Origin of the sequence: Mesorhizobium sp. WSM3864 (genome assembly GCF_002294955.1) — a bacterium.
Classification (GTDB): Bacteria; Pseudomonadota; Alphaproteobacteria; order Rhizobiales; family Rhizobiaceae; genus Mesorhizobium.
The window spans coordinates 44,627-64,755 of sequence record NZ_NSGD01000021.1; the positions used below are offsets into that span (position 1 = coordinate 44,627).

25 protein-coding genes and 2 pseudogenes are annotated in these 20,129 nt (G+C 61.1%); 10 read left to right on the top strand and 17 right to left on the bottom strand.

Translation table 11 applies throughout. The features are described 5' to 3' along the window. Positions 1–28 precede the first annotated feature (28 nt). A complete protein-coding gene (locus CK215_RS26610) occupies positions 29–343 on the top strand; it encodes a YMGG-like glycine zipper-containing protein (RefSeq protein ID WP_095832672.1) in 315 nt (104 codons plus the stop codon). A 23-nt stretch (positions 344–366) separates the two neighbouring features. On the opposite strand, the gene CK215_RS26615 is transcribed toward CK215_RS26610, so the two are convergent. Continuing rightward, positions 367–2,367: an HWE histidine kinase domain-containing protein gene (locus tag CK215_RS26615; RefSeq protein ID WP_245418831.1), complete on the bottom strand. Its 2,001-nt coding sequence runs from the start codon at positions 2,365–2,367 to the stop codon at positions 367–369. A gap of 261 nt (positions 2,368–2,628) precedes the next feature. Between CK215_RS26615 and CK215_RS26620 the strand changes: the two genes are divergently transcribed. Both CK215_RS26620 and CK215_RS26625 read left to right on the top strand, forming a co-directional pair. Continuing rightward, positions 2,629–3,243: a methyltransferase domain-containing protein gene (locus tag CK215_RS26620; protein WP_095832674.1), complete on the top strand. Its 615-nt coding sequence runs from the start codon at positions 2,629–2,631 to the stop codon at positions 3,241–3,243. A 151-nt stretch (positions 3,244–3,394) separates the two neighbouring features. Continuing rightward, a pseudogene (locus CK215_RS26625) lies at positions 3,395–4,640 on the top strand (diguanylate cyclase). A gap of 890 nt (positions 4,641–5,530) precedes the next feature. Here CK215_RS26625 and CK215_RS26635 read toward each other — a convergent pair. Then, the gene (locus tag CK215_RS26635) at positions 5,531–6,124 is read right to left on the bottom strand and encodes an SOS response-associated peptidase family protein (RefSeq protein WP_095832676.1); all 594 of its coding nucleotides are present in this window, start codon (positions 6,122–6,124) and stop codon (positions 5,531–5,533) included. A gap of 233 nt (positions 6,125–6,357) precedes the next feature. Here CK215_RS26635 and CK215_RS26640 point away from each other — a divergent pair, with 233 nt between their 5' ends. Together CK215_RS26640 and CK215_RS26650 are read left to right on the top strand one after the other, a co-directional pair. After that, positions 6,358–6,579: a hypothetical protein gene (locus CK215_RS26640; RefSeq protein ID WP_141245542.1), complete on the top strand. Its 222-nt coding sequence runs from the start codon at positions 6,358–6,360 to the stop codon at positions 6,577–6,579. 621 nt (positions 6,580–7,200) lie between these two features. Further along, positions 7,201–7,560 (top strand): helix-turn-helix transcriptional regulator, encoded by a 360-nt coding sequence (locus tag CK215_RS26650; protein WP_245418834.1) that lies wholly within the window; start codon positions 7,201–7,203, stop codon positions 7,558–7,560. A 130-nt stretch (positions 7,561–7,690) separates the two neighbouring features. Here the strand turns inward: CK215_RS26650 and CK215_RS32080 are convergent, their stop codons facing one another. Beyond that, positions 7,691–7,984, bottom strand: a complete 294-nt coding sequence (locus CK215_RS32080) for a PilZ domain-containing protein (RefSeq protein ID WP_095832679.1) — start codon at positions 7,982–7,984, stop codon at positions 7,691–7,693. Positions 7,985–8,434: 450 nt separating this feature from the next. On the opposite strand from CK215_RS32080, the gene CK215_RS26660 reads away from it, so the two are divergent. The 3 genes from CK215_RS26660 (at position 8,435) to CK215_RS30995 (ending at position 9,764) form a co-directional block, all read left to right on the top strand. Next, positions 8,435–8,677, top strand: a complete 243-nt coding sequence (locus tag CK215_RS26660; protein ID WP_095832680.1) for a hypothetical protein — start codon at positions 8,435–8,437, stop codon at positions 8,675–8,677. Positions 8,678–8,711: 34 nt separating this feature from the next. After that, the gene (locus CK215_RS26665) at positions 8,712–8,924 is read left to right on the top strand and encodes a hypothetical protein (RefSeq protein ID WP_170950407.1); all 213 of its coding nucleotides are present in this window, start codon (positions 8,712–8,714) and stop codon (positions 8,922–8,924) included. 573 nt (positions 8,925–9,497) lie between these two features. Continuing rightward, entirely contained in the window at positions 9,498–9,764 is a 267-nt protein-coding gene (locus CK215_RS30995; protein WP_141245543.1) for a hypothetical protein, read from the top strand. Positions 9,765–10,244: 480 nt separating this feature from the next. On the opposite strand, the gene CK215_RS26670 is transcribed toward CK215_RS30995, so the two are convergent. From CK215_RS26670 to CK215_RS26700, 7 genes are all read right to left on the bottom strand, one after another. Continuing rightward, positions 10,245–10,430 (bottom strand): hypothetical protein, encoded by a 186-nt coding sequence (locus CK215_RS26670; RefSeq protein WP_245418832.1) that lies wholly within the window; start codon positions 10,428–10,430, stop codon positions 10,245–10,247. A gap of 240 nt (positions 10,431–10,670) precedes the next feature. Further along, positions 10,671–10,868: a hypothetical protein gene (locus CK215_RS26675; protein WP_095832683.1), complete on the bottom strand. Its 198-nt coding sequence runs from the start codon at positions 10,866–10,868 to the stop codon at positions 10,671–10,673. Between the two features lie 232 nt (positions 10,869–11,100). After that, on the bottom strand, positions 11,101–11,472 hold the full coding sequence (locus CK215_RS32085; RefSeq protein ID WP_245418833.1) for a hypothetical protein: 372 nt from the start codon (positions 11,470–11,472) through the stop codon (positions 11,101–11,103). Positions 11,473–12,389: 917 nt separating this feature from the next. Continuing rightward, on the bottom strand, positions 12,390–12,593 hold the full coding sequence (locus CK215_RS26685) for a hypothetical protein (protein WP_170950408.1): 204 nt from the start codon (positions 12,591–12,593) through the stop codon (positions 12,390–12,392). A 398-nt stretch (positions 12,594–12,991) separates the two neighbouring features. Then, a complete protein-coding gene (locus CK215_RS26690; RefSeq protein WP_095832684.1) occupies positions 12,992–13,360 on the bottom strand; it encodes a hypothetical protein in 369 nt (122 codons plus the stop codon). After that, entirely contained in the window at positions 13,357–13,632 is a 276-nt protein-coding gene (locus CK215_RS31000) for a hypothetical protein (protein WP_170950409.1), read from the bottom strand. Before CK215_RS31000 ends, CK215_RS26690 begins: the two co-directional genes overlap by 4 nt. A gap of 284 nt (positions 13,633–13,916) precedes the next feature. Next, positions 13,917–14,768, bottom strand: coding sequence for a glycoside hydrolase family 108 protein (locus CK215_RS26700; protein WP_095832686.1), 852 nt, complete (start codon positions 14,766–14,768; stop codon positions 13,917–13,919). 73 nt (positions 14,769–14,841) lie between these two features. Between CK215_RS26700 and CK215_RS26705 the strand changes: the two genes are divergently transcribed. After that, the gene (locus tag CK215_RS26705; RefSeq protein WP_095832687.1) at positions 14,842–15,087 is read left to right on the top strand and encodes a hypothetical protein; all 246 of its coding nucleotides are present in this window, start codon (positions 14,842–14,844) and stop codon (positions 15,085–15,087) included. Here CK215_RS26705 and CK215_RS26710 read toward each other — a convergent pair. The 7 genes from CK215_RS26710 to CK215_RS26735 form a co-directional block, all read right to left on the bottom strand. Beyond that, positions 15,084–15,698, bottom strand: a complete 615-nt coding sequence (locus CK215_RS26710; RefSeq protein WP_095832688.1) for a hypothetical protein — start codon at positions 15,696–15,698, stop codon at positions 15,084–15,086. The two genes, CK215_RS26705 and CK215_RS26710, sit on opposite strands and share 4 nt — an antisense overlap. Beyond that, positions 15,665–15,967 (bottom strand): hypothetical protein, encoded by a 303-nt coding sequence (locus CK215_RS26715; protein WP_095832689.1) that lies wholly within the window; start codon positions 15,965–15,967, stop codon positions 15,665–15,667. Before CK215_RS26715 ends, CK215_RS26710 begins: the two co-directional genes overlap by 34 nt. Positions 15,968–16,051: 84 nt before the next feature. Further along, on the bottom strand, positions 16,052–16,282 hold the full coding sequence (locus tag CK215_RS26720; RefSeq protein ID WP_095832690.1) for a hypothetical protein: 231 nt from the start codon (positions 16,280–16,282) through the stop codon (positions 16,052–16,054). Positions 16,283–16,312: 30 nt separating this feature from the next. After that, positions 16,313–16,702, bottom strand: coding sequence for a response regulator (locus CK215_RS26725; RefSeq protein WP_095832691.1), 390 nt, complete (start codon positions 16,700–16,702; stop codon positions 16,313–16,315). Between the two features lie 79 nt (positions 16,703–16,781). Next, complete coding sequence (locus CK215_RS32330; RefSeq protein ID WP_280953092.1) at positions 16,782–16,907, bottom strand: hypothetical protein; 126 nt, start codon at positions 16,905–16,907, stop codon at positions 16,782–16,784. Between the two features lie 894 nt (positions 16,908–17,801). Further along, the gene (locus CK215_RS26730) at positions 17,802–18,206 is read right to left on the bottom strand and encodes an Hsp20/alpha crystallin family protein (protein WP_095832692.1); all 405 of its coding nucleotides are present in this window, start codon (positions 18,204–18,206) and stop codon (positions 17,802–17,804) included. 12 nt (positions 18,207–18,218) lie between these two features. Then, positions 18,219–18,653 carry an Hsp20/alpha crystallin family protein gene (locus CK215_RS26735; protein WP_095832693.1) on the bottom strand — a complete coding sequence of 145 codons (435 nt, stop codon included), beginning with the start codon at positions 18,651–18,653 and terminating at the stop codon, positions 18,219–18,221. A gap of 1,018 nt (positions 18,654–19,671) precedes the next feature. On the opposite strand from CK215_RS26735, the pseudogene CK215_RS26740 reads away from it, so the two are divergent. Beyond that, a pseudogene (locus CK215_RS26740) lies at positions 19,672–20,129 on the top strand (sorbosone dehydrogenase family protein); the annotation flags it as partial.

The following is a 20,129-nucleotide window of genomic DNA, read 5'->3' on the forward strand; positions in this document are numbered from 1 at the left end:
TCTTTGGGGCTTTGAAGGAGTTCTGGAGATGATCAAGAAGGTTTTCGTGGCCGTGCTGATGACCGCGGCACTTGCCGGATGCGAGACCCAAACCGAGGGTCAGCAGCGAGCAACCACCGGCGCGCTGATCGGCGGCGCCGGCGGCGCGCTGGTCGGCCAGGCGATCGGCGGCAACACCAAGTCGACCGTCATTGGTGCGGCAAGCGGCGCGCTGCTCGGCGCCGTCGTCGGCAGCGCCACCACCCCGCAGCGCCGCGGCGAGCAGCTCTGCCGCTATCAGGACCGCTACGGCCGCATCTACACCGCGCCGTGCGACGATCGGTATTACCGCGGCGATTATTGATATCGCCCGATCGGCTGATCTCCTTACCTGGGGAGATCAGCCGGCAGGGCGCCGGTCCCCGTTGGGAGAGTCTCCCTTCCAGGAAGCAGGCCCACCCGAAAAGCGCAATGCAGCCCTAACTGTTCGTAGTTCAAGGTAACGCCGCCGCCCTCATACTCGAATATCCTGTGCAGCAGCTCCGTGCCGAACCCACGCTTGCCACGAGCGACGGGCGGGCCACCTTTCTCATGCCAATCCAGTTCAAGGACCCGGCTCGTCTCACCTTCCTCGACCTTCCATGAAATCGAGATCGATCCTGTCGAATTCGACAGTGCTCCATATTTGATGGCGTTGGTCGTGAGCTCATGAAGGGCAAGCGCGAAGGAGAGCGCTATATTGGGAGGCAGCCAGACCCGCTCGCCCCTGAGATCGAACCGGGCAAGCGGCGCGTGGGGCTCGATCGAGGCGGCAATGAGGATTTGGAGATCGGCGCCGCTCCAGTTCTCCCGAGTAAGGAGATCGTGCGCCTTGGCCAGTGAGATCAGCCGGCTGGAAAGTGCCGCTCCCGCCTGGGCAAGGCTGGTGGCGTTGCGGATGGTCTGCCCCGCTATCGCCTGAACCACAGCCAAGGTGTTCTTGACCCGATGGTTCAGTTCCTTGACCAGCAGTTGACGTTGCTCCTCGCCGCGCTTGCGTTCGGAAACGTCGAGGCTGATCTGCACCGCGCCGATAATTGAGCCTTCCGCGCTGCGGATAGGCCGCGCGCTGGAAAGCAGGTACCGTTGCTCCCCCGATGGCAGCTTGTAGGCGAATTCTTCGCTGTGGGTTTCCTCGCCGCGCATCGCCCTGCTCAGCGGGCGATCCTCCCGGCTGACCGGTTGGCCGTTCTTGTAGGCCAGCGTATCGATCACCAGGTCGGGCGTCCCAAAGGATCTCCGGGACTCCGTCGACAGGCCCATCAGTTCCGCCGCGAACCGGTTGCGGATCACCTGTCGCGCTTGCGGATCATAGGTGAACCAGACCGCCACCGGCGCCGTATCCAGAACGGTTTCCAACTCGCGCGTGCGTTCCGCGATTGCGCGCCCGGCTTTGATCATCGCCTGGGAAACCGAGTCGAACTCGGCGACTGACGTCGACAGGGGTTCGACCTCGCTTCCAGAGCCGAGCGCATCGGCGCGCGCGGCGAGGTCCACTGTGGCCTTTGTGAACCTTGTGCCGACCACGTAGCCCAGAGCCAGCGAAACAAGCAGCGCTGTGAGGCCTGTTGCACCAATTTGTGCGAGCGACCACCAGAGAGGCGCCTGAACCTCCGAAAGGGGAACATTGGCCGTGTAGAACCAGTCGGAATATGGCGATCGGTAGTACCCGGCCAGCAGCGTGGTGCCTTCGAAATTGCCGGACCGGAAAGTACCGGAGCGCCCGACGATCTTATTCACATATTCGGGCAGACCCGGCCTGCCGGTCCACTGATCGTGCAGCTTCGATCTCGCAACGTAATTGCGCTCACGATCACCAACACCCACCGTCCACCCTGCTGGCACGGCGGGCAGCATAGCAAGGCGAATGCGTTCCGTCGGGACCGACATCGAAAGCAGCAGCGGCTGGCCTTTCGAGCCCGAAACTTGTTTGGTGACTGCGATGCGGTATGCGTTCGATCCCGGCGCGGCGAACACGTTGCTGACCAGCACGCCAGCAAGATCCAGGTGCTCGCGCTCCTCGGGCGTCAGCGGTTCGACCGAAGGCTCGGAGGCCTTGACGGATTGAGTGCTTGCCAAGGCGCGGCCACCGAGATCACGCAGCGTGATTACCTGATCCGTACCCTGGACGAGGCGGCTCGCCTCGGTGCCGAAAGCCTGCAGATCATCATTGGCGAGAGCAGGCGACTTGGAAAGCCCTTCCAGAAGGGTCTTGATGTTTGCGAGCTCGCCATCAACGACCAGCGACACCTGACGAGCAATCCAAAGCGCCTCCTGCTCGATACGAGACTGCTCATGCAGGGCGTAGGCGACGAACAAATAGGCAGCAAACAGCCAGACCGGCAACACGGCCGCCGCGATTAGTCCAAGCAGATGGGCTCGTGCCGATCGACGAGGCAAACTCGCGTCCCCAGTCTGTCCCAACGTTGCAACCATACCCCCAAGCTGACGAACGACAAGTGTGGACTAGCTCCCGCGCAGATATCGCAACCAGGCGCTGGCACCTCATCGTCAGCCTGCGATGAAGGGAATCGCTGCGTTCGCTCGCGTCATTCTTTTGTACTCTTTGCGATGTAGCACCATTTGCGGCGGGCTGCAGAGGAGGTCGAAATGACGACGAGCCTTGCCGGCGCGCTGAAGGACCGTGGCAAACGCGCGGTGAAACGGCTGATCGGGTATGATTCCCGCAACTGGCTGCGCATTCGCCAGATCGAGGCTTTCACGGCCTTCCTCGAAGCGGCCAACCGCAAATCCCGCGACGTGATCGAAATCTCACCCGGCTGGAACCGCTACTGGCGGGCGATGTGCCCGAACTACCGCTCGGTGGATTTCCCCGAGTTCGACATCTGCCGCGACCGCACCGACGAGCAATTTTCCATTGTAATTGCGGACCAGGTGCTCGAGCACGTGCAGCGGCCGCTCGCGGCCGCCGCCAACATCCATGCAATGACCAAACAGGGCGGCTGGGCAATGGTCGCGACGCCTTTTCTTTTCAGGGTGCACGCACGCCCGCACGACTACAACCGCTGGACGCCGGCAGGGCTAAAGCAGGTCATGATCGAGGGCGGCTTTGCGGAAGAGCATGTGCAGGTCTTCGGCTGGGGCAACAAGGCCTGTGCCAGGGCGCATATCGGCGGGCCGGTGCGGGCCTATGGCGTATGGCGGGATCTTAGCAACGACGAGGAATACCCGATAATGGTGTGGGCCTTTGCGAAGAAAGCATGAGCAGATGCTCAGGAGCTGGTTGCCATGCGATCGCCCGCTGGAAATCAAATCTTCATCATAACCAGGCATGCTAGCGGGTTCTTAGCGACCAAATGGGTCAGACGAGTTCGACGAGGAAGCATTCTAGAGCTTAGCGGCCGTGTCAGATCCGATGCATCTCGAGGGGCATGATAACCCTGCCCTCGCCGCCGAAGTCGACCGGCTTCTGGCGCGCCGCACGCGCGACATCCGCCTAAAAGGTGAGATAAAGAACCGCTTTCGGGCACGCGTCTGGCCGCAAACGGCGAAAATCATTCGCGCCTGGATGACCTGGGTGGCCTTGCTTGACGTGCTGACCCTGGCGCTCAACATGCTGATGCTGCCAAGGTCTGTCGCGCACTCCATGCTGCTGCCTGGCGCCATCGTCCCGCCCGTGGCAGTGGCCGTTGTTTTCGCGTGGCGAAAACCGGACGCTGCCTGGCTGCAAGGAACCTCCCTGATTGCGGGCATGTTCCTCATCCTGCTATCCATCGCGTTGGTCGGCGTAAACGCTGGTGGCGAGTTCTATGAACGGCAATTGAATGTCATGCTGTTCGTTGCCATTACCGCCATCATCATCTTCGGTATCCCGCTGGCGTGGACGGTCGCCATCGCCGGGCTGGCGCTCGGGCTGTATCTTGTGTTTCAGCTGCAGAACCCCGCCGATCGGCTTGGGGAGCGCCGTGGCTGCGACACTGTTCTTCGCCAGTGGTATCTTCGCAACCGTCGCCGCGCGACGCATCATGACAATTCTGGCTCAGAAGACTTTCCTGTTTGAGCTTCGCGATCGCCGACGGGTTGCCGAACTGGCCAAAGCGAACCATCGGTTGGAAACATTGGCAAGGACCGATCCGCTCACCGGCATCGCCAACCGGCGCTGGATGACGGAAACGCTCGGCCGCATCTGGGGAAGCGACAAACGCTGCCTGGACGGTGCCGCAATGCTCATGTGCGACATCGACCACTTCAAGAAGCTCAACGATCACCTCGGCCATGCCGAAGGCGACCGCTGTCTGGTCGAGGTCGCCAGGATTATCCAGGAAAACGTCAGGCGCGATCACGATCTCCTGGCCCGCTACGGCGGCGAAGAGTTCCTCGTGCTATTGCCTGGGGTGACCGAGGAAGAGGCGACCTCGGTGGCCGAACGCATTCGAAAGAGCATTGAGGCCGCAGCCATTCCTAACCCAGGCTCTCGCGTTCGCCGCGTTACCCTCAGCATTGGAGTAGCGGTTCAGAGCGCGGACGAGGCCATCTCACCGGAGCAGCTACAGCGTCACGCCGACGCAGCGCTGTATCTGGCCAAGCAAACGGGCCGTAACCAGGTGCAACTCCACACGCCGGAGTCAACCGGGCGCCAGACCATTCGGGTCGCACGCTGATTGGCTGCCGCGATGCTCGCCCAACTACCGGGGGGCGGTGGCACAATTTCATCTGGCCGGCTTTGTATGCGCTGCTGCTGTAAGTGAGAGGAGCTTCCTGGATTGCTCGATCCGCCTGGCACTCTTGGTAATAAGGGCGCGCGTCTGGCCGACTCTCGGTTGCGCATGTTGTGGCGGACTGCGCTCAGGAAACACGGAGTATTGCTGCCGTCCTTTGTCTCCATTTATCGGATTCCCTGTCATCATTCGGGTGGCATCATCCGAACAAGATCGAACGGACTGCCGCCTGTTGCATCGTGAGCGGCTAGAGGCAGGTTCGCACTCACTTTTGAGATTCGCGCATTATGATCGATACATGGAATGGCGAGGGCGCCCTTCATGTTTTCGGCGATGCTTCTCCACGAGCATATCAGCATGGCGCGACGGCACGTTCGCGACGGCGAACGGCATATCGCGCGTCAGCACGAGCGGATGCCCGCCTAAGAAACAAGAGGCTGCCGAGCAGGCACGCGTTGAGGTTCCTTGACTTGCTGAAAGAGTCTTACGCCTTGCGATGCGAACATCTGTCGCGACTGCTGATGCGAACACCTGTCGCGACTGCTATCGACCGGCTCACAAGGAGGCTTGAGGTTTCTGCCGAGACGCAGGTCACAGAGGGCACTAATACGGTCATTCGATTCCTGGCCCGATCGTCCGGCTCGGACGGGGCCTGGAGGAAGAGCTTAAAGAGTCTTGAGCTGGTGGCCGCGAAAACTCCCGAGGGCAAGCTTCCTTAGGTGACCGCGGCGTGGCGGGTGGGCGGCCCTATCAACCCAGCGGTGGACACAGGAGCTACCGGGAACCAAAGCTTCCATCGGGGTATTGGCAGGCTAATTGCTGTAGCAGAATGGTCAGTGTGACTCTGGTCGAACCATCTCAACTGAAAGAGACCCGGCTGGAAGCGGCCGCAGCAGCTCACGTTCCGATTTAGTCAGATTCAGCCAGGCGGACCACTTCTCCGGCTGAAGGATCACGACCTGACGATTGTGATACGGTGCGACGTCCGGCCCAGGATCCGTCGTCAGCATCGTAAAGCTGGGCGGCTTGTTGCCGGCTGCCTCGCGCCAGAGACCGGCAATTGCCATGAACGGCGCGCCATTGAAGGTGAAGCGGTGTTTCGCTTTCGGATATTTCGTTCCCGTGAATTCGAAGAATGCGGAAGCGGGAACCAGGCAGCGCTTGCTGTTGCCAAACTGTCGGCCCTCGGAGCGGAAATTGAAAACCGGCCCGCCTTTGGGACCGGCCGGTGGGAAGCCGAATGTCATCGAGGCCAGCTCGACTGCATCGCCGGCAACGCGCATTATTGGCGCCGGGTCGTTGATGCGGATGTCATCAGCTTGCGGCAGGTCGAGTTCACTCTGATGGCTGGAAGTCTGCAAGGCGAGCGACCCCATCATGCGGCAGTATTCGGTCCAAGCGATGTGCTGCTCGTAATCGTTGCACATACCGATCTCGCAGGAACTCGCGATCTCCCCTTCACGCGGGAACGCTGTGTCCGAACGGAGCGTTCCCAGGCGGCTTCCTGGGTTAGCATATTTGCAGTTCCTAATGGAACGGACGCGCGTCTGCCAGCATTGAGTCTCCTTGGCCAGCCTTCCGAGCCCGCTGTCACATTTTCGTGAGCCTGGCTGGAACCTTCCCGACCGGGCACGGTTGCTCCAGAAAGCCGGAGCCGAGCATGCCACAATTTCATGTCGAAGAGATGGCCGGTGAAACTGTCCTCGCGAGACACGTGACCCGTGCTGCCGACGCGCTGAGCGCGGTGAAAGCCGTCACTGGGGGCCAAATTTCTGCCCGGACTGATCACCAGCGCTGGTTTCGCGTCGTCGACGAAAGAAACGCCAGCGTGCACGAGTTCGGCGTCGAAGAGCCGCCGTTGCGGACAGACTTCGCAAAATGATGAAGCCGTCCAGGCGCCCCGGCCGCTATCATGGTGACACAGGATTTGGCGGCCGGGCGCGCCCAGTAGGGCCAGGTTGCCCTAGCCTACCCTTTGGAGCTCTACCAATAGCTGGTCAGCGTCAGTCACACCGCGTCCGAACAAGCACATGACTTTGATCGCGACGTTTTCGCGCTCATCCACGCGTTCAATCTTGTGACTTGAGCAGTAGTCACTCACCGCCTTTGCAAGAATGCTGACCTCGGCTGGTTCGACTATTCCGTATACCGCTGTCCTGAGCGGGACAGCATTATGCTCGCTTCCACGCATCGTTCACCCTCTACCCCGACACCCAACAACGGAAGAGGATACACCTGATAAAAGTAGCTTCGAGTCAATTAGCGTCGGACTGAGGTCCGAAGCACATCCCCTCTTTCGAATTTCTTGAAGCGCAGTACGACCTCGCGGGTCACCGAATTTCCGTTGTGAACGGTCGCCAGGGGAGGATTCTTAGCCGGGAAGCACACAGAGCATTCGGCCGGAACATTTTAGCCACATTGAATGTTCCACGCCTATGGACAGCCGTGAAATACTCTCAGGGCAACAATTAAGGCCGCACGAGCTCTATTGAACTGGTCGCGAGTGCGGCTCGCCGCCAAGGCCAATCTCAGCGAAGCGACGATCAGCGAATTCGAGAACGGGTTTAGAACACCGAATCCCCGCAATGTTGCCGCCATACGCCGGGCCCTGGAGGGCGCGGGGATCGTCTTTCGTCTTGAAGGGAGCCCATCAGTTGCCCGCTCTGAAGCTCAGCATCGGACTCGCGACCCCGACAATAGAACGTGGCGGCGGCGGCAGGCAAACCGCACCCCTAGGAGACCCGTGGGGCGGCAAGGAGCTTTAACGGCTTGGCCTATCCTCGCGCAATCATTATGGAGAACCAGGCCGGCGATTAACGACGCGACGCCGCCCACCATGTCATGGCCGGTGAGCCCTGAATAATACACAAAAGCGAAAGCCAACTCGGCCATCTTTCACCCAATGTGTGCGGGACTTCCCTGGGAGAACTTGTAAAGACCGCTGAAGTTCCTGGCGAGCATTGGCAGGCTATACGGCGTGCTGCCCTCGGCTTTCACCCGTAATGGAACTTCGGCTTTGGCTCGGTACCCTCGAATTCGACGCCCACCCGCTCATTCTTTCGCCATCGAACGACAGTCCTGTAGGCGACGCCGTCGACGGGAACGTAGAGCAGAAAGCGTGCTGGAATCTGAATGTCCGCGGCCAACCTCAGCTCGGCTCCTTGGGAATGCTGATTGCGTAGAGAGCAGCTGATTTCCGAGTTTTGGAAACCCGTGATGATCGTTCCGCCCTTCAGCACGCGCGGGCGATGTTCTCGACGGGAACCGTCTGGAGGTGGGGTTTCCATAGTCTTATAACGTGAACGGCCTTCCAGCGCTCCGTCGTGCCGGAAATTATGGCACCGGGCAAGACCATGCGCCCAAACCTGCTCACAATTCTGTCGTCAGGCTCGGTTTTCCAGAATGTCGCCGCGACATTCCTGCGAGATACTCCGCTGCGACTGAAGTCCCGTCGCCGCGCGCATTGGTCCATATCGTGAAACATATAGCCCCGCTGTCGCATTGGCTTCCGGACAGGCGATTCTTCCCTTGTCGCCAGTCATTGTTGCCAAATTCGACACCCGCTGCCCTCTGAAGCAGCGGCTGTTTTTTCCTTTTTTGCAAATTTGGTGAGCGCTGCATCAGGGCCTCAGCTCACCGATCTCCCTCATCCGGAGATGGGCGCGATGTATACGCCTTTTGGGGAACTACTTGCTTTGCATGCAGCGACTAAGTCATTTCTGGGAAGGAGTGCTAACATGCCAAACGAGAGCACAAGACCAACGGAAACGAGAGCCGAAAAGCTTGTTTCAGAGGGCGAGGCGCGCCGGGATTTTTTGAAGAAGGCGGGGCGCTTTGCTGCGGTGACCCCTCCAGCCATTACAATGTTGCTCGGGACAAGCCTGAACTCCAAGGCGATTGCCAAATCGGGAGGAACACGCCCGGGCAACGGATGGGGCGACAAGAACCATGTCCATCTCGGTCCTCCCGGCTCTAAATAACAGAGCGTCGCCCCGCGGCGGCAGAACGAATCGCGTGTCTCAACAGAGTGACGTGCGCATGTGGCGCGAGGCTGGGAAACTTGCCGCATCGGGCGACTTTGAAGGGTGGCAAGCCATCGAACGGGAGCTTCGTAGCAAAGGTTTCCTGCGCGCCAAGCTACTGCTTGATAATGATCGGGTCCGCGACAAATTAGATGATCTCTGTAAGAGCGCACGGGAGAAAAATGTCGGTGCCGACCTGGCCTAAAGGTTAGAAGCGCCCAGCTGATGTGATCGGCAACGCCGCCCGCGTCATGCGCATCGTCACTACGTGGGCGGGCTTGGCTGCGACTGGCGTCGGGCACCGCTGACTCACCTTCGGTTGGGGCGAGCCGGTGCCATCGACGAGCCTGGAAGGGCCCGCTTATTTAGAAAACTGTTTCAGGTAAGCAATGACGTTAGCTACGTCCTGATCGTTCTGGAGGCCGGGAAATGGCATGGCGTTCCCAATCGGCCCTGCCGACCAAGGCCCGGTGGCCGCACACCTACAGGGCCGCCACCCGCCATCTAGGCGCCCCAGCTCGCCGTGAAATCTCGGGGCAGACGCAAAAGCCCGCTCGCCTTGGGAGTCGAACGGGCGTTGCTCCTATGCAGGCGGCTCGGATACCGGGGACGAACCGTGCCGCCGAAATCTAAAACAGCTTGCCCGCGCGCATGTTCCAACAGCAACGCAAGTCTTTCCGGCTGACCCGTTGGTTCCACAGCTGAAACGGCTTCCTCGACGGCGGTTCAGTGCATTCCCGTAGCTGCGACCAGGATCAGGCCCATCGCAGCCGCAACGATGACAGCGACCATCGTGATCTCAAACCCGTTTCCGCCATTGCCTATTTTTTTGTCGGCCACGGTCTCATGCCTTTCCGCTAATAAACTGGAGCACCGCCCATGGGCGACAACCCATCAAACCCCCTTGCTGGAAGTTGGCCGGTCATTTGGCGAGGCAGAAGCGCGCCGTCATTTAGAGATGATTGAAGGTCCAGCGGACATCTGTTCGCCGACGTTGCCGGCCAAGCCGCCGCCCCGGCGCGCCATCGCTTCGCTCAGAAGCTGAAACACGCTGTCGACCTGCTCATATATCTCTTTGGGCGCGATGCCCTGACGCCCGGCAGTACCAGGAGTTCAACGACAAGGGATCGGCAATGGCCCCCTGGGTCTTCGGTGCTCACGTTTCGCAGATGTTCTGCCATCCATCGGTCCAGAAATTTCAAAGCCTGCGCGCTCATGCTGAGGAAAATCTGGCCGCTACCTTAGGGTCCTTTCTCGAAATCCGTCGCATGCAAGAGCCCGCTCGTTTGAGGGGACGAGCGGGCTCCAAGCTTTCAGACGGCACGGGTAGATGCGAGAACGACCCGTGCCGCCGAATTGAAAATCGCATGCCAGTTGAGAGTTCTGAATGCCGTGCCGGCTTAAAACCTTCGCCTTACTGCTTCATTTGCTGGAGCCGGCGAGCATCCTCCCTTCGTTCGGCGGCGTGCGAGGGTGGATAGTTGCCCGCCATCCCGTCGTAGCCCGGGGTGGCGGCTGTTGAGTCTCAGCCGGACAAACCGCCCCCACGGTGCTGCATCGCTTCGCCCAGAAGGTGAAACACGCTTTCGACCTCCTCGTATATCTCTTTGGGCGCAATTCCCTGACGCGCGGCAGAAGCCAGGAGTTCAACGACAAGATCGGCAATGTTCCCTGGGTCGCCGGCGCTCACGTTTGGCAGATGTTCGGCCATCCATCGGTCCAGAAATTTCAAAGCCCGCGCGCTCATGCTAAGGAAAATCTGGCCGCTACCTTAAGGTCTCGTCTCATGCAAGCCCGTTGCCTGGGGTGACGGGCATCTGTTTGCCGTCTCAGCCAAACCGGGTTCATCCAAACGTCATGATTGGGCTCTACATTAGCGATGCCGAATATCCCATCCGGCTCCTCAAAAGACCTTCAGCCCGGCTCGCAACCGGGCTTTCTTTTCTAGCTGTCAGGCGGTTTCCAGCTTGGATCGTATGGAGCCGATGGCGCTTACGATGGCCTCTGCGGCTTGTCTGTCGAGCGCGATGTCCAGGATACCCTCGGTCGTCTGTATCGACAGGAGGCCGAGAGCGCCTTGGTCGTCATATACGGTGCCGACATGGATTTCGGTCGGCACAAAAGGCCGTGCGTTTTCCCTGCGGTTCATCGATCACCTTTGTTAACGGGGCGAGCGACACTTTCGCAACCTGGTGACATATTCAAGCGGGCTCAGGTTGTATTGTCCCCAAGCTTCGCGTTTTCGTCGCAGGCAGGCTAGGTTCCTTCCTCGAAATCCTGCAGTGTCGCATGACGCAGCGTGTGCTCACCGCGAAGGAATCTTACCCGGCCGGTGATGCCAGGCTTCACCCACTCCACATCCCTGAGCCCGCTGGGCAGCGTCACGGCAGCCGTTCCGGCATAGCGGCCACCGCGCGCCATGATCGCCGCAGCGGGCTTCCCGGACTCTCGCTTGATGCCCAAAAGCTCGAAGTCGCCGACATCCCAACATTTGGTTTTGACCCAGACTCCACCCTCCCGCTTCGGTCGCGTCGCTTCGAGATGCCCTCAAGGCCCATATTCTCGACTGCTTCGAAGAAGGCGGCGCCGCCGCCCTCAACATGGTCGCTGTATTGGATGACGTCCCTGGCGGGCTTCACCAGATTCCAGAGCTTGGCCTTACGCTCGACCAGCGGCACCGAACGAAGATCCTGGCCGTCGAGGTGCAGGATGTCGAAGGCGACAAATGCAAGCAGCTTGGCGTTCCAAGTCATGCGCGAGTGCATGGCCTGGAAGTTCGGGGGCCGTCCGGCTCCGGCGCGATCATCTTCCCGTCAAGAATGAAGGACTCGGCCCGCAGCTTTTCAGCCGCGGCGACAACAGGCCAAATAGCGAGCCGACCAGTCATGCCCGTTTCGAGAGAGGGCGCGCGCACCGGCCCAGTCGAGGATCAGCTGGGTTCGGTAGCCGTCGTATTTGATCTCGTGCAACCAGTCGTCGCTGACCGGCGGCGTCTCGACCTGGACGGGCTCGAAAACATTCCTACCGGCCGCTCTTCAAGCACTGCAGATGATCAGTGTAGGCAATAGCCGGAACAATGGCCGTCGTCGGATGTTGGGGTCGCTGGTGAGCCGGTGGTCATTTGTGAATCCATCGGCGGGTCGAGAGCTGAGCGAGCACGAGAAGGCTTCGTCGGCTCTCCCCATTTTGAGAGCAACAGTAATGAACGACGCGACCCCGGTCCTCGGAAGCGAGAGGTCCGCGCTGAGATATTTCCGCGTTCATTCGGCTTCCCGGCGAGGGGCCGAAGAAGATCGTGATGCTCCTGGACGCTTGCGTTGACCTGTGCAGCCTGTCGGACCGGCCGCACAGCTGTGGATAGTAAGCTCTTATTCACCATATCAGGGCATCGTAATTGAAGGGGCGGCCAAAGCCCCTAGTCTACCCCAGCGTCAAATGACGCGCCCCGCCCAGAGCTGGCGGCCGACGCTTTCATGTAACCCCGCCCCCCAGCAGTATGCGTCGGCCGCTGGCTCGTGCCGGCCTCCAAGGCTGCCGAGACCCAATCAGGAACGAGCCTTACCTCCCGAGTTCGGGGGCATCAAAATCTAGCCGACGCGCGGAACGTCATGGGGTGCGTGTCGCTGAGGAGGAACCGCGTAGTGCAAGTATTCAAATGACGACCGGAGAGCTATCTGCCCAGCGGCTTGCGGGAGAGCTCAATCAGCTCGCGCTCGTCGGTGATGCCCGCCATGTAGTTTGCGATAATGCGCGAGGCTCGGTGCTCCTTCTGCTCCTCTGTCTCGTTGGATGCAGAGGTGGCCGCAAAAACTCGGCTCAGGATTTCTATTTCGTCGGGGTTGAATACGCCCTTTGTCAACCGCCCCATAGGCATGACTTTGCCCTCCGTCCGGACACCCCCGCTCAGAATAATAAAGTGCGCCGCCCGTGGGTAGTGATACGTGTGCGTTCGCATCCTGGCGCTCTCAACCGCATCAAGGCGGGCAATGCGCCTGCCGGTCGGACTGGAGCGGTAGCCGAAATGTTCTGCAACGCCGGAACATCTTGCGATCCTTGCTGAAGCGCTGAATGAAGTCGGGGACGTCCTGCCGCCAGGCAGCTCGGAGCGCGAGAATGGCATTGAAACGCTGGACGACATAAAGGCCGCGTTGTCGAAGCCAGGAAAAACCCGCCGATGAGAAGCCAGTTCGCTGTTGAGCCGTTAGGGCGGCTCTACGGGCGGCGGCACCTGCTTGGTCGCGTTTCGACCGGCTCAAAATAAAGGGGGCAGCTTTACTCGAGTTGCGAAGACGAATGGGTCCGGGCCGTCTTATCGCCCTCTATGAAACGGTCCATCCGCTCGTGCAGTGTCGAGACGCTACCTTTGAGGTCGCGGACGCCCGTCATCACCTCGTCGCGGAATTCGCGCAGGCCGGCCTTGGTGATGTAGGTCTCGGCAACGTGAAGCTTGTGCGCGGCGAGCTGCTCGGCAAGCAGCGATACCGAGCCGATCGCCATGTCTGCCCTGGCATGTGCGTCGCGCGCATCCTTTTTGACCTCGTCCCGAGCCGATTTGATAGCCGCCTCGATGCGCCACCATAGGCCAGCCACGGCGCTGACGACGGCAAGCAGAAACGCGATATTCGAATTGAGTTCGCTCAATCTCCCCTCCCCAGCTCAGCGCGACGTTCGGCGCTCGCCTTGGTGTGGCGGTCGCATTCCGCCGGCGTGTAGAGGCCCACGGCGCAGCCTGGCGCCACCGTCTTGTCGATCTTGTTCTGATCGGCGATCGTCTTGCCCTGCGTGCCGGCGAGGTTATTACCGATGGCCGAGCGCAGCGCCGGCGCACCGTTGATGCCGGAAGTCGTACACGCCGCCAGCGTCGATGCAGTCGTCAAAAGACATGCGAGCATCAATGCCCTTTGCAATCGCATCCTGGTTTTCCTTTTCGATCTTGGCGCGGACCTCGTCGGAGCCGCGGTGCTTGATGACTTCGTAAACGGTGAAAGTGGCGCCCGAGATGAGTGCCGCAATGGCGGCCCAGACGACAGCGCCGGCCACCAGGCGCGAGGCGCCGAGGCGACCGACAAGCAGGCTGACGAGGACGCTCACAGCAGCCACCAGATGAGGAAGCCGGCGATGAGAGCCAACCCTACTGCGGCGACCGTGCGCAGGGCGCGAGCGAGGATCACGGCAAAGAGGGAAGCGAGGTTTTCCATTACGTCGCCTCCGCTCCAAGAGCCGCGGCGAGCCGCTTCGCCCTGCGGCTGGCATACCAGCGCCAAGCGAGACCGCCGATCGCGAGCAGCGCACTTGCCATTGCCAGGAGGACGACGACCTTGCCGATCCATTCGCTGGTGTAGGAGAACGGCGAAAGCTGGTTCTGCAGATCGTACAGATAGCCGGAAATGCCAAGCCCGCTGGCACCGGCGCCGGTGGCCGCATCGGCTGGTGCGGTCGATGGGGCAGCCTTGGCATCCTCAACAAAGGCTTTCGCCTGGCCGCCGTCGACGAAGCTCGCTATCTGCGGCAAGAGGCCGGTTACCCAAGCTTGGCCGATCGAGCGGACCTCCGCGACGCGACATGACCAACCGCGGCCGAACACCGGCCACGTTTTCAAGTGCTGCAGGAAGGTCAGGCGCTGATCGCAGATCCGGTCGATCAGGGCAGCGTGGTCGTTGCAGGCCTGGACGGCAGCGATAGTGCCCACCCCCATGACGCCGTCGAGCCGGCCCTTGTAAAGTGGCCCGAGCGCGCGTTGCAGCCAAGTGATCGACTGCTTCGGGCCGGAGTTCACCGCGCCGTCGAAGACGACATAGTCGACCCCGGCGGGCAGTCGGTCGCCTTTCACCGCATCCCAGTACTGGTGATCGTAGATCTCGAAGAGTTCCTGGGTGGTGATGCTCTCCACCGAACGGAGCGCCAGTTTTTTGCTCCTGCGATAGCCGTCATAGACCCGCTGGGTCACGCCCTTCATCGTGGCACCGCCCGGGTCGGCCGGGTGATTGCTGTAGGCACCCTCATGCGCGAGCACGCGGGCGAGTGATTCCTGCTCGCGAGATGCGGTCATGACTTTTTCCTTCTGCTTGGGAACTTTCCTGCCCGTCGGCGATTGAGGGGCGCGGCGGCAGGGGGATTGCGGGATGGATTGTTTCAAAAAACTCGAAACGCTGATCGACGCCGGCGGCGCCAACGCCGCAGGAGAAGCGCGCGCGCTGCTCGCTGATCTCAAGGCCAAGTCGCAGGTACTGGCCGAGGCCGTCGACGAATTCCTGCTCGATATGATGACGCTGGATTTCTTGCTCGAGTCCGAGCGAGAGGCGTTCCAGAGCTCAGCACGCCGACTGGCGCAGCGGCGGCTGACGATGGTGAGGCTGCTCTCGACCTAGCGGCTGTCCGTTCCGGCCGAGCCCTGCGGGTTGCCGAGCGAGATCTGCGTGGTGTAGCCGCTGCCGCGGTCGAGGGTGTCGGTGATCGAGGCGATCGTGTAGCTGCCGTCGACGCCGGCGCGCAGCTGGATCACAGCCGTGCCTTCCGGCTCTGCGGTCGGCTCGCCTCGATCGTGATCGAACCGGAGCCCTTCTGCCGCGCGCCGTCGATACGCGGCCTTCTTCTTCTTGAAGCGCGGCCGGTCGGTCGCCGGCGTAAGGCCGCTCGCCGCAATCACCATGCCGCGGGTGATGACGATGGTCGGCAGCGGCTTGCCGGTAGCCGAAACGCTCCGGTTCCGAGGCACCAAGCCAGCCCGTGTTCCCTTGATGGCAAACGTCGCGACATGCTCGCGCGCCAGCCGGTCGGCGAAGGCTAAGAAGCTCTCGTTATCTTGCGCTTCATATTCCAAGGGGCGACTCGCGAGCGACGGGTGCACCTTGATCCTCAGACCGGCTTCGCTGGCGGCCTCCCCGAGGACCTGGCCAAGCGTGGTCTTCTCCCAATGGCGGTCGGTCGGCTGCTTGACCTTGCCTTTCAGGCTGGCCGAGCGCGCGGTGATGGAAAGCACGCTGCCGGAGCCGCGATCAAGAGACCAGTCGCAGTTGTCGACCTCACCTCGAAGCGGCGCATCGCACCGCCTGCCCAGCCGAGTTCGATCGAGACAGGCGTGCCCGTCTTGGGAAACCGGACCGTCGCATCATGATCGTCGAGCGTGAACGTCGCCGATTGCGTCGCCTCGGTGCTCGACTTGATGATCGACAACGAGATCAGCCGCGGCACGAAACGGGAGGTGACATCCTGCCCGCCGACCGCGACGCGGAAATGACCTTTTCTCATTTTGCCTCACGCGCCGCAGGCGCTCCGGCGGGGCGCGGCATAGGGCGCGACGCCCGGCCGGGCTTGCGGGCTTTTTGCCCGCTGTCATTCGAAGAGATCGATCACTGGCCGGGGGGCCGCGCCTTCCGCCGCCATTTCCGCCGGTGTCATCACGGTCGCGATTCGACCCACGGCGAGATATGGACCAGACCGGGCAAGATCCTGGTTAAGGGCGAAGGTCTTCGCCGCCATGCCGGAGAAGACCTTGCGGTAATGGCGCGCCAGGAGGGCGGACAGCGTCGTACCCTCCGTCCTGACGGTGACGGTCTCGGTCATGGGGTGTATCCAGAAATCGTATCCGAGCGGCTAAGCGTTTTCGCCGGGCTGCTGATCGTTGAGCAGGGTGGCCAGTGCGGTCGTGACCTGCGGCATGAAGAACGGCTTCGCAATCACGACGCTGTTGGGGACGCCTTCGGAAGGCCAATGAACGGCGCTGTCGCCGCTGATGTAGATTACCGGCATGGCCGGATTTGCCGCACGGATTTCGCGAGCCAGATCCCAACCCGATTTCCCCGGACCCAGACGAATGTCGGTAATCAGGGCTTTGAACGTTTCAGGCGCTGCATCGAACGCGCTCAATGCAGCTTCGGCACTGGTGAAGCACGACACGGCAAAGCCAGCTTCCTCCAAAGCCGCTTCCATTTCCATAAGGATGAGAGTTTCGTCTTCAACGACCAGAATCGTGCCGCCGCCCATAATGTCCCTTCCTCATTTGCCCTACTACGCCCTCGCAGCGGTTCGGTTCCAAAAGAAGTAATCGTTTTTCCACGCCCCTTTAGCCGAGCAGCGAAAACAGCGCGGCGAAGAAATCGCTCGCCGCCGGCGCCGCCGATTTCTGCATCTTGATGGTGATATCCACGAGTTGGCCGACCCCGTCGCGGTCGAGGACGATGCTGGTCATTCACTGACTGGATGACGTGGAAGCCGCACACGCTGCCGTCGCCGCGCGTCACCAGCTGCGGCGTTCCGCCAGCCTGCGTTGCGGAGGATTGTTCAACCTGCCAAGGCCACCGAGCTTCGATGGGATCAGGCGTCTCGAGACGGTGAACGTCTCGCCCCGACGCCGGATCCTCGAGCTGCGGCATGGCGCCGACCACGGGCTTCTAGGCATAGTCATGCGTGGTTTCGCGCGAATGCGTGTCGATGTCGACAGCGGTCGCATTCGACCAAGCCGATCTTCATCAGCATCAGCGCGGCCCTCCGAAGTCGATCGGCTGGTCCCGCGTGTGGAATTGCACGTGTTGGCCCGTGGTCCTGCCGCCGAGCGAGTCCACAGGCCACATCAAGTCCGCCTTGGGGAGGCTCCAGGCTCACGGTTCCACCGTCGTTCCACTGCGCTCAGAAAGGCAACGCTCAGCCTGCTGAGTTCGGGTTCCACCAAGTTGTACTGGTCTTGAGACACGGGGCGGCCAGATCAGACCTTCACCACATTCCTCGAACCCGCAACCTCAAAGTCGCGCGAGGCGTCCTTGTCCGTGACCACGACGGACGCCAGTGGGATTGACCCGTCAGCAATATCTCGACGTCCTGCCGGTCAATGCCGGGAAGCTCGACTGAAACCTCCATCATGCTGTCGTTTTCGACGACGTCGGTTCGTGGGCCGCCCGCTTCCCAGCGGCCGAGCGCGCCGACGGGTTGATAGAAACGTCTCCGGAAATCCTCGAAAATCCGGTTCAGGCGTTCCAGGAGAAGTCGGGGGCGTCCTGCTCCCGCTCGCAACTTCGCCGCTCTTCCCGTTGCCCTATGAGATCAGGTCCCTGATCTGCATCGTCCAACCTCCTTTACCCTGCAACGGCTAAGCCATCTTGAGTTGGATTTTGCGGGCCTTGGCCGGCGCCGCTTTGGGCAGCACCAGACGCAGGACGCCGTTCTTCTGCGACGCCTCGATGCCATCGCGGTCGATGTCCTCGGATAGCGTAAAGACGCGCTCATAGTCGCCGGCGCTATATTCGGCATAGACCTGACGATAATTCTCATGCTGTTGATCGGCCGCGTAGCCGCGGATCGCCAGTGTCCGTTTCTCGAGCGTGATATCCACTCCATCCGAGGCGACGCCGGGCATATCGACGAGAAGGATGACATTGTCCTGCGTCTCATAGATATCGGCGCGCGGCACGAATACGGGCCGCGAGCGGGTCCGTTCGCCGCCGTCAGGCTTGCTGATGACCTGGCGATCGGTGGTCTTTAGTTCCTGAGCCATAGTTCCCTCCTTTTATCCCTTGATCTGGATCTTCTTCGGCCGATCCGCCTCCGGTCGATGCAGTTCGACCTCAAGCACCCCGTTGCAAAAACGCGCCTCGACTTGTTCCGGATCGACGCGGAACGGCAGTTGCACCGTCCGGGAGAAGCTTCCAAAGGGGCGCTCGCGACGATGCCAGACGGATCTCTCGTCCTCCGGCCGAGATTCGCATTCGCCCTTCAATGTCAGTGTATTGTCGCGCACCGTAAGTTCGACCTCGTCGGGCGCGATTCCAGGCAGTTCGGCGGTCAGCGCTACGCTATCGTCGCCGACCCAAAGATTGACCGGGGGAAACTCCTGGGCGGCACCGGCCGTCAGCCCGGCCAGACGCTGATTCACTTCCTGTTGCACGCGCCGCATTTCCAGAAACGGATCGAAACCGACGCGGCCCAAATCCGATAACAGCATTGGGTATCCTCCTTCGATTGACGACCAGACGCGCAACGCGCGAAGCACGCGTGCACCGGAAGCGAACTGGATCGAAGGCAACCGGGCGGCGATCAGGCAGAGACCGAGACGGCCAGGAGCCAACCCGCAACCGCGAGGAAAGAGGTTCGGGCAAACGCCGGAACACATCCTCCGTGCGAGCGACATGAACCGAACTCGATCCATGACAGGACCGTTGTTCCGTGCCAGGACCCGATAGCGGCATCCGGCAAAAATGAGTTAAGGGCGGCCAAATTGCGTTTCAAGAGGTGATCTTTGAGACGCTCCGCGATCGCCGACCGGGCCGCTTCGGCCGTGACCGTGAGCTTCACCGCGCCTTGGTTTGGATCGGTGGCGAGGGTTCCTCCCTCAGGCGCGCCATGTTCTACGACACAGAATGAAGCCGCTAAGCGCTCGCTTCGGCTTCTCTGATTTTTGGCTCTCGCGGTGTGCCCACGCTGCCACCTTCCCACCGAAGGCGCCGGGCTGATCTGGGCGAGATAGATCATGCCCGCGAGCGTATGGCCCTTGACCGCGCTTTGAACGAAGCCTCAACGATATCAACAGAACGGATTACCCGCTCGCGCGAGTTGCTCGCTACAAGACAAGTTCGAGCATGCTGGCCGGATGGAGCCGCCGTGAAGGGGATGTGCAAGATGGGCGTGCGGCAAGCATTGCGTTTTTCAACTCGGCGGCCGTTGCCGACACACACTCATGAACCATTGGCCGAGGGCTATGCTTAATGCTTGCAACAGGCAAACCAGCCGAGGCGTCATCCAACCAGCCTGTCTTGGTTCGCTGGAGTTTTGGCCGCCGGCGTTGCCGGAATCTTCTCTCGGCATATCTATGGCAGAGAGCAGAGCGGTCGCGAACTCCTGGCCCTCAAGCGGATGTCACTGACAACGGATCACGAGCTGCTGTTTTGCCGTAATTGGAATACCAAGCCGCTGACTCGCGTTTAACCAAAGAGCACGAGGCGAATCCGAACGGAGGACGTTCGATGCATGCCGGCTTCCTACAAAACTTGATCATAGCTGGATTGGGAGCCCTCATAGTCAGCTGCGCTGGCGTTTCAGCTCAGAAAATCGTGGCAAGAACCGGCTATGGCCCCAACCCCACCCTGCCGAAACCGACACCCACGCTGATCCCGACCGTCAACATCGCGGAGGCAACAGGCTGGCAGAAAGGTGGTATGCCAACCCCGGCGAAGGGGCTGAGGGTGACGGCGTTCGCCGCCGGCCTCGACCATCCGCGCTGGCTGCACGTGCTGCCGAACGGCGACGTGCTCGTGGCCGAAACCAATGCCCCTGCCAAGCATGACGCTGGCTTCAGCCTCAGAAAGCTCGTCATGAACCAGGCCATGAAGCGGGCCGGCGCTGCAACCATCAGCGCTAACCGCATCACGCTCCTGCGCGACACCAATGGCGACGGCGTTGCGGATGTGCGCAGAATTTTCGT

Coding starts and splice junctions, on each gene's coding strand:
- CK215_RS26610 (WP_095832672.1), top strand. CDS start 29: ATGATCAAGAAGGTTTTCGTGGCCGTGCTGATGACCGCGGCACTTGCC.
- CK215_RS26620 (WP_095832674.1), top strand. CDS start 2,629: ATGACGACGAGCCTTGCCGGCGCGCTGAAGGACCGTGGCAAACGCGCG.
- CK215_RS26635 (WP_095832676.1), bottom strand. CDS start 6,124: ATGTGCAACGATTACGAGCAGCACATCGCTTGGACCGAATACTGCCGC.
- CK215_RS26640 (WP_141245542.1), top strand. CDS start 6,358: ATGCCACAATTTCATGTCGAAGAGATGGCCGGTGAAACTGTCCTCGCG.
- CK215_RS32080 (WP_095832679.1), bottom strand. CDS start 7,984: ATGGAAACCCCACCTCCAGACGGTTCCCGTCGAGAACATCGCCCGCGC.
- CK215_RS26660 (WP_095832680.1), top strand. CDS start 8,435: ATGCCAAACGAGAGCACAAGACCAACGGAAACGAGAGCCGAAAAGCTT.
- CK215_RS30995 (WP_141245543.1), top strand. CDS start 9,498: ATGACAGCGACCATCGTGATCTCAAACCCGTTTCCGCCATTGCCTATT.
- CK215_RS26670 (WP_245418832.1), bottom strand. CDS start 10,430: ATGGCCGAACATCTGCCAAACGTGAGCGCCGGCGACCCAGGGAACATT.
- CK215_RS26675 (WP_095832683.1), bottom strand. CDS start 10,868: ATGAACCGCAGGGAAAACGCACGGCCTTTTGTGCCGACCGAAATCCAT.
- CK215_RS32085 (WP_245418833.1), bottom strand. CDS start 11,472: ATGACTTGGAACGCCAAGCTGCTTGCATTTGTCGCCTTCGACATCCTG.
- CK215_RS26685 (WP_170950408.1), bottom strand. CDS start 12,593: ATGCCTATGGGGCGGTTGACAAAGGGCGTATTCAACCCCGACGAAATA.
- CK215_RS31000 (WP_170950409.1), bottom strand. CDS start 13,632: ATGCGATTGCAAAGGGCATTGATGCTCGCATGTCTTTTGACGACTGCA.
- CK215_RS26700 (WP_095832686.1), bottom strand. CDS start 14,768: ATGACCGCATCTCGCGAGCAGGAATCACTCGCCCGCGTGCTCGCGCAT.
- CK215_RS26705 (WP_095832687.1), top strand. CDS start 14,842: ATGGATTGTTTCAAAAAACTCGAAACGCTGATCGACGCCGGCGGCGCC.
- CK215_RS26715 (WP_095832689.1), bottom strand. CDS start 15,967: ATGAGAAAAGGTCATTTCCGCGTCGCGGTCGGCGGGCAGGATGTCACC.
- CK215_RS26720 (WP_095832690.1), bottom strand. CDS start 16,282: ATGACCGAGACCGTCACCGTCAGGACGGAGGGTACGACGCTGTCCGCC.
- CK215_RS26725 (WP_095832691.1), bottom strand. CDS start 16,702: ATGGGCGGCGGCACGATTCTGGTCGTTGAAGACGAAACTCTCATCCTT.
- CK215_RS32330 (WP_280953092.1), bottom strand. CDS start 16,907: ATGACCAGCATCGTCCTCGACCGCGACGGGGTCGGCCAACTCGTGGAT.
- CK215_RS26730 (WP_095832692.1), bottom strand. CDS start 18,206: ATGGCTCAGGAACTAAAGACCACCGATCGCCAGGTCATCAGCAAGCCT.
- CK215_RS26735 (WP_095832693.1), bottom strand. CDS start 18,653: ATGCTGTTATCGGATTTGGGCCGCGTCGGTTTCGATCCGTTTCTGGAA.